Here is a 6,559-nt window from a genome sequence, read left to right on the forward strand (position 1 = left end):
CTCGAACACCGGGATCCCGCGCGATCCAGTCCACTTCACCAGCGCCGAGAGACAGGCCAGAAACGCCATGGCGCCCACCCGCAGGGCTATGCCCAGCAGGATCCGCGGCTTCTGGGCATGGCTGGCGGCAGGCTCGGTCACCTGGCGGCTGTACGTGGCCAGACCGGACGCGTCCAGCGCCACAGGGGCCGGAGTGGCGCCCGGCATCGGGCCTTTACGTCGGCGCGCGGGTCTGGCTTCACTGTCCTCCAAACCTGCATCCGGGAGCCCCAGTCATGCCCAGCCCGATCCTCCAGCCTGTCGTCGCCCTTGTCCTGTGGTCACTGGTGATGTGGGTATGGCTCTACGCCACGCGGATTCCGGCGGTGCAGAAGGCCCAGGTTCCCATGGACCCCGGGATGACCTCGGCCGATCTGGCCGCTGCGCTTCCCGCGAGCGTCCGGTGGAAGGCTGACAACTACAACCACCTGATGGAGCAGCCGACCATCTTCTACGCCACCGCTCTGGCGCTGGCGGTGGCGGGACAGGGCGACGGGCTGAACGCCCAGCTGGCCTGGGGCTATGTGGGCCTGCGCGTGGTCCACAGCCTGGTGCAGGCGACCACCAACATCATCATGGTGCGCTTTGCCCTGTTCATGATCGCCTCGCTGGTGCTCGTGACCCTGGCGATCCGCGCCGCCCTTGGAGTGTTCTGATGCCGCGGCGCCTGATCGATCTGTCCATCCCGATCTGCAACGATGTGGTCACTGATCCGGAGACCATGCGTCCCAAGGTGACCTACTCCGTCCATGCCGAAACCGTACCCCAGATGGCGGCGTCATTCCCGGGGCTGACCGCGGCCGACATGCCCGACGGCGAGGGCTGGGCGGTGGAACGCGTGAGCCTGTCCACCCACAATGGCACCCACATGGATGCCCCCTGGCACTTCCACTCCACCACCGATCAGGCCACCACAACCCGCGCGGCGCCGACCATTGATGAGGGGCCGCTGGAGTACTTCCTGCAACCGGGCGTGAAACTGGATTTCCGCCACTTTCCCGATGGCTATGTGGCCACCGGCGCCGACGTAGAGGCCGAACTTGCGCGGATCGGCCACACCCTGCAGCCTCTGGACATCGTGTTGGTCAACACCGCCGCAGGCGCGGCCTATGGCGCCCCGGACTTCATCCACAAGGGCTGCGGCATGGGTGAGGAGGCCACGCTCTATCTAACCGAACGCGGCGTGAAGGTTGTGGGCACCGACGCCTGGTCCTGGGACGCCCCCTTCAGCCACACCGCCAAGCGATGGGCCGAGACCCGAGACCCGAAGATCATCTGGGAAGGCCACAAGGCCGGCCGCTTCCGCGAGTACTACCAGATCGAAAAGCTGACGAACCTGGAGGCGTTGCCCGCCAACGGCTTCACCCTCTCCTGCTTCCCGGTGAAGATCGCCGGCGCCTCCGCCGGCTGGATCCGGGCGGTGGCGATTGTGGATTGAGCGCCCGTCGAATGGCGGCGAAGCGCTGACCCCGTTGACGGCTGCTCAGCCCTCTGCAGCGATCACTTCGTCGGCGGCTCGCAGACCTGACTGAATGGCGCCGTCCATGAAGGATCTCCACCGGGCCGCCGTTTCAGTCCCGGCAAAGTGCACGCGTCCAAGGGGCTTGAACAGGTCCGGGGCCGCCGTCCACCCGCCGATGCCGCGGAAGCTCGCATATCCGCCGAGGCTGTAGGGCTCAGCCGACCAGTTGATGGAGCGCCCGGCGACAGGGGCCGGAACGGCATGGCCGTAGACCCTGGCAAGCCAGTCCATAAGCTGCGCGATACGTCCTTCCTCGGTCGGGGTCCGCGCCAGGGTTTTCACGGCGGTGGATGTTGTGAAGGCGACCAGAATGCCGGCGCTCGCGTCCGCAGGAGACCCATCGACAATGGCCTCAAAGACGTTGTCGGGACTGGAGACCGTCCCCGAGAGTCCTTCGGCGCGCCACCATGGCCGATCAAACACCACGACCGTCTTGATCACGGAGCCGAGCTGATAGCCTGAGATCGCCTTCCGCCAGCCTTCGGGCAACAGGGGCATGAGACCGATCGACGGGTACAGCTGGGGCGGCGTCGCCACGATCAAACGACCGGCTCGATAGGTGGTCCCGTTGGACATCACGACGACGCCGTCCGCATCCGACGTGACGCCCTGCGCCGGCGCATTCAGGATCAGCTCATCGCCGAGCGCGCCGGCCAGAAACCGCACAAGACCCTCAGCGCCTTCCGTCAGAAAAGACTGCATGCCGGCTTCGGCGCCGGCCACGCCGCCAATCGATGCAAGCTGCGCGAGGAATTCATAGGCCGAGATGGTTTCCAATGGGAGGCACATCTCCCCGCTGGCTCGAGCCTCAAAGGCGTCGAATGCGGGCGACGAGATCGTGCGGTCGCGGATGTAGGACGCCGCGCTGACATGATCGAGCGCCGCGATGCTCGCCGCCGGCTCGCGTTTGCCGAAGGCCTCCAGGTCCCTATCCAGCCGCCACATCGCCTGCATGGCGTCGAGTTGACCCAGAAAGGGCAGGGGGAGCTTGTCGGGCCCTAGCCGCAAGGGCTTCGTGGAACCACCCATGACATGGAGTATGTCGCCATTCGCGTAGGAGGTCGTGCGAACGAGGCCCGCTTCCCGGGCCAGCGCGGACACCAGAGGCTGAGAATCGCTCAGGAACTGCGCGCCATGGTCGATGGTGGTTCCGTTGATCAGCCGCTGCGAATGAACGCGTCCGCCGACCCGCCCCCGCGCCTCCAGCACCTTCACAGACGCGCCGGCCACCTTGAGCTGGCGAGCGGCGCTCAGCCCCGCCAGACCAGCGCCGATCACAATCACCTCCACCCGCTTGCCCGGTCGCAGGACGGCCGGCGCGGGGACCGAATAGTCAGATGTGCCGGAGCTCGCCTTGTTGGGGCCCAGGACTGCGGCGATACCGGCGACGCCGCCTGCAGCGGCAACCGCGCCTGCGCCGGTCAGCAGAACGTTCCGACGGGTGGTCAAGCTTGTCTCCATGTTGAGAACCCCTGCGCTTGTGCGGCCTCCACAGCCGCGCGAAGGCCCGATTGCAATGCGCCGTCCATGTAGCCCATCCATTCCGTCGCCGTTTCGGTGCCGGCCCAGTGGATACGCCCGCAGGGATCGCGCAAGGCTTCGCCGAACGTTGTCAGGACGCCGGGCGCCGTGTGCGCCACGTAGCAGCCCCGGCTCCACGCCTCGGTCATCCAGTCATTTTCAACATAGGCGATGGGCTGAAGCGCATCCGGGCCAAAGAATGTCGCAGCCGCATCAATGACGGCCGAGCGGCGGGCATTATCGCCTCGCCCGGAATAGTCCACGGCCGCGTCGGCGTCGAAAAACCCCGTAAGGATGCCGCAGGAGAGATCCTCCGGGCTTTGGTCAAACATCACGTTGCAGGCGAGCACGTCGCTCGCGCCCATCCCGGACAGTCCCTTCTCGCGCCAGAAGGGACGTTGATAGGCGATATGCACCTTGATGACCGTCCCCATGGGCAGGCGCTGCATCAATTGATCTCGTCTGGCAGGAAGGGCGTTGGCGAAGTCGATACGAGAAGCCAGAGCGGGGGGAATGGCGATGATCGCGCGGGCGGCGCGCACCAACCCCTTCGCGGTCGAAACCTCGACATGCCCATCATGCTGCGTGACGCCCAGAACCGGCGCTTCGAACAGGATGCGCGCCTTCAGGGTGTCGGCCAGCCTGACCGCGATCTGATGGGCGCCGCCACGGAATTTCGCCGCCTGGGCCCCGCCCTTGACGCCCGTCAGGACGTCGATCCCATGGCCACCACGGACATACTGCAGAAAGAAGAGCAGCGAGAGATGCTTCGGCTCGCAGCAGAAAACTGATCGCACGACCATCCGCAGGAACTCGGCTGCCGAGTCCGTCCACACATTTGTGCGGATCCAGGTCTCGACGGTCTGGCTGTCCCAATTCCTGGCCTCCGCCGTTGTCCAACAGGCATCGGGCGACAAGCTCGCCGCCATGGCGTCGAGCCTGGTGATGGATCTCTGGAGATCAAGCTGCCCCAGCAGGGATATTCGGGGAATATCGCTGGCTGATTCCGAACGCCTGTTCCTGAAGTGGAGCACGGACTTTCCGTCCGCATGTTGGGCGTAGGTTTCAACGCCCAGCGCTTCAGCCTCGGCAAGCAGCCGCTTCTGTTGTGGACCGACCCATTGGCCACCCCGGTCGATGACCTGTCCTGCAATCGTGCCCGACTTGAGCCGCCCGCCGACGCGATCCCGAGCCTCCAGCACGCAAACGGAAAGTCCGCGCGCCTCGAGCTCTTGCGCCGCCTTGAGGCCGGCAAGGCCAGCGCCGATGACCACCACGTCCGCCGTAGCCAGTAAGCCGCTGTCCATCCTATCCTCCGCGCCTGAGTTCAAGGGTCCGACGAAGACCCGCTACGGTTGATATTAAATAATACGCGTTATGGAAAATCAAGCCCATGTCGTTCCCTTCAGAAGCCAAGCTTGCCCGTGGTCGCCCCCAGCGGTCTTTGTCCGCCACGCTTGAGATGCGTCGACGTATCGTCGCGGCTGCTCGGGAACTCTTCGCCAAACACGGCTACGACGGCGTCTCGATGCGCAAGATCGCCGCGCTTTCCGGCTACGGTCTGACGGCGCTCTATGCCTGTTTTCCGGCCAAGCGCGCCTTGCTCTATGTGCTTTGGGAAGATGTTTTCAGGGAACTCGGCGAACAGCTGGACAGGATCGCCAAGGCGACCGCCGATCCGGTCGAGCGAATGCGGGCACTGGCCATTTCAACAGTCTGGTTCTGGCTCGACAGGCCCGACGACTATCGCGCCATCTTTCTGATCGAGGATCGACCGGAAGGACCCATTGACGCCCTTTTCGCGATCACGTCGGAGAGCCTCAGGGGTCTGGATGTGATTCGCGCCGCGGCGGCCGAAGCAATCACGGCGGGCCGTCTGAGCGCAACGGATTCTCAGGTTGTCTCGCGCATGCTGCTGACTGCCGTGATCGGGCTCGCCCACGCGCTCGTCTGCATCCCGGAGTATGACTGGGGAGACCGGGACGCGCTTGTAACGGGGACCTTCAAGGCGCTGATTGAGGGTCTCAAGTCCGACAAGACCGGTTGACGACGGCTGACAGCCATTCCCGCAAGGACGAACCCCGGATGCAGCAGCGACGCTCGCAGGCCATCGCATCACGCCTGGAGCCCCAGCCGTCGCTTCACCCTACCCCTTCGGCGTCAGCTTCAAGATCTTGCCCACGGCGCCGCCCTGCAGCAGGTAGATCGCGCCGTCCGGACCCTGGCGGATGTCGCGCCATAGGGTGCCCGGCATGTCCAGGCGCTCTTCGCCGATCACCCGCTCACCCTTGATGGTCAGGCGTTGAACATTGCCGCCGGGCAAGCCCTGGGGCTGGAAGCCGGAGACGAACAGGCTGCCCTTCCATTTCGGGAACAGGTTGCCCGTGTAGAAGATCATCCCCGAAGGCGCGATGGTCGGGTCCCAATAGTAGAGCGGCTGCTCCATGCCGGGCCGCTGGGTCTCGCCGCCGGTGATCGGCGTCTTTAGGGGGCCGTAGTTGACGCCGTAGGAAATGGTCGGCCAGCCGTAGTCCTTGCCCTTGCGCGCGATGTTGATCTCGTCGCCGGCCTGGGGGCCGAACTCCACTTCCCAAAGTTCGCCGGTCTGCGGATGCAGGGTCGCGGCCTGGACGTTGCGGTTGCCCCGCGTCCAGATCTCGGGCAGCGCGCCGGTCTGGCCGACAAAGGGGTTGTCCTTGGGGATCGAACCGTCCGGATTGATCCGCACGATCTTGCCCAGGCCGCTCGCCAGGTCCTGTGACTGCTTCTGGCCCGCCGGGAACGAGCGCTCGCCCTGCGTCACGAACAGCTTGCCATCGCGCGCAAACACCAGTCGCGATCCGAAGTGCAGCGGCGAGGCCATTGCCGGCCGCTGGCGATAGATCACCGTCAGGCCCTCGATGGCGGCGGTGGCGCCCTCCACCAGCTTACCGCGCGCCACGGCGGTGTTGTTGGTCCCGTCGGCCTGAGGCTCGGCATAGCTCATGTAGATCAGCCGGTTGGTCTTGAACGCCGGGTCCAGCACCACATCAAGCAGGCCGCCCTGCCCGCGCGACATCACCGCTGGCGTGCCGCTCACCGGCTCCGACAACGCACCGTCCTTGCCCACGATCCTGAGTGCGCCGGCGATCCGCTCGGTCACCAGCATCCGGCCATCGGGCAGGAAGGCGATCGACCAGGGATACTTCAGGCCCTGCGCCACCGTAGTCGTCTGAAACGCCACGCCCAGCTTTTCAGCTGGTGCCCGGGTCTGGCCGGCGAAGGCGGGCTTGTAGGCGGTGATCGGCGGGCGGGCTTCCACGCTGGCGGGCTGGGCGCAGGCGCTGCCGCTCAATCCAGCCATCAGGGCCGCCGCGGCAAGCATCTTCGAGGTCACAGCCATCAAGGTCACTCCAGGGTTTCGCGCACAGAGATAGCGATCATCCTGCCCCGACAGAAGGCCTATCCGTGGCGCGGCAGCAGTTCTGCCAGCGAGCG

The 6,559-nt window shown here is 65.6% G+C and carries 7 protein-coding genes; 3 read left to right on the plus strand and 4 right to left on the minus strand.

All coding sequences use genetic code 11. The features are described from left to right. On the minus strand, positions 1-207 hold a 207-nt coding region (locus ACIQ42_RS14190; protein ID WP_397422915.1), incomplete at its 3' end, for a hypothetical protein. Positions 208-275: 68 nt separating this feature from the next. On the opposite strand from ACIQ42_RS14190, the gene ACIQ42_RS14195 reads away from it, so the two are divergent. Then, complete coding sequence (locus ACIQ42_RS14195; RefSeq protein WP_397422916.1) at positions 276-695, plus strand: MAPEG family protein; 420 nt, start codon at positions 276-278, stop codon at positions 693-695. After that, positions 695-1,477, plus strand: a complete 783-nt coding sequence (locus tag ACIQ42_RS14200; protein WP_397422917.1) for a cyclase family protein — start codon at positions 695-697, stop codon at positions 1,475-1,477. Before ACIQ42_RS14195 ends, ACIQ42_RS14200 begins: the two co-directional genes overlap by 1 nt. Positions 1,478-1,522: 45 nt before the next feature. Here ACIQ42_RS14200 and ACIQ42_RS14205 read toward each other — a convergent pair whose 3' ends face one another. Together ACIQ42_RS14205 and ACIQ42_RS14210 are read right to left on the minus strand one after the other, a co-directional pair. Continuing rightward, on the minus strand, positions 1,523-3,010 hold the full coding sequence (locus ACIQ42_RS14205; protein ID WP_397422918.1) for a flavin monoamine oxidase family protein: 1,488 nt from the start codon (positions 3,008-3,010) through the stop codon (positions 1,523-1,525). After that, positions 3,007-4,389, minus strand: coding sequence for a flavin monoamine oxidase family protein (locus tag ACIQ42_RS14210; RefSeq protein ID WP_397422919.1), 1,383 nt, complete (start codon positions 4,387-4,389; stop codon positions 3,007-3,009). Before ACIQ42_RS14210 ends, ACIQ42_RS14205 begins: the two co-directional genes overlap by 4 nt. 86 nt (positions 4,390-4,475) lie before the next feature. On the opposite strand from ACIQ42_RS14210, the gene ACIQ42_RS14215 reads away from it, so the two are divergent. Beyond that, positions 4,476-5,129 (plus strand): TetR/AcrR family transcriptional regulator, encoded by a 654-nt coding sequence (locus ACIQ42_RS14215; protein WP_397422920.1) that lies wholly within the window; start codon positions 4,476-4,478, stop codon positions 5,127-5,129. 99 nt (positions 5,130-5,228) lie between these two features. Here ACIQ42_RS14215 and ACIQ42_RS14220 read toward each other — a convergent pair whose 3' ends face one another. Then, the gene (locus tag ACIQ42_RS14220; protein WP_397422921.1) at positions 5,229-6,464 is read right to left on the minus strand and encodes a PQQ-dependent sugar dehydrogenase; all 1,236 of its coding nucleotides are present in this window, start codon (positions 6,462-6,464) and stop codon (positions 5,229-5,231) included. Between the last annotated feature and the right edge of the window lie 95 nt (positions 6,465-6,559).

This window comes from Phenylobacterium sp. (assembly GCF_044372605.1).
In the GTDB taxonomy this organism is placed as follows: Bacteria; Pseudomonadota; Alphaproteobacteria; order Caulobacterales; family Caulobacteraceae; genus Phenylobacterium.

Coding starts and splice junctions, on each gene's coding strand:
- ACIQ42_RS14195 (WP_397422916.1), top strand. CDS start 276: ATGCCCAGCCCGATCCTCCAGCCTGTCGTCGCCCTTGTCCTGTGGTCA.
- ACIQ42_RS14200 (WP_397422917.1), top strand. CDS start 695: ATGCCGCGGCGCCTGATCGATCTGTCCATCCCGATCTGCAACGATGTG.
- ACIQ42_RS14210 (WP_397422919.1), bottom strand. CDS start 4,389: ATGGACAGCGGCTTACTGGCTACGGCGGACGTGGTGGTCATCGGCGCT.
- ACIQ42_RS14215 (WP_397422920.1), top strand. CDS start 4,476: ATGTCGTTCCCTTCAGAAGCCAAGCTTGCCCGTGGTCGCCCCCAGCGG.
- ACIQ42_RS14220 (WP_397422921.1), bottom strand. CDS start 6,464: ATGGCTGTGACCTCGAAGATGCTTGCCGCGGCGGCCCTGATGGCTGGA.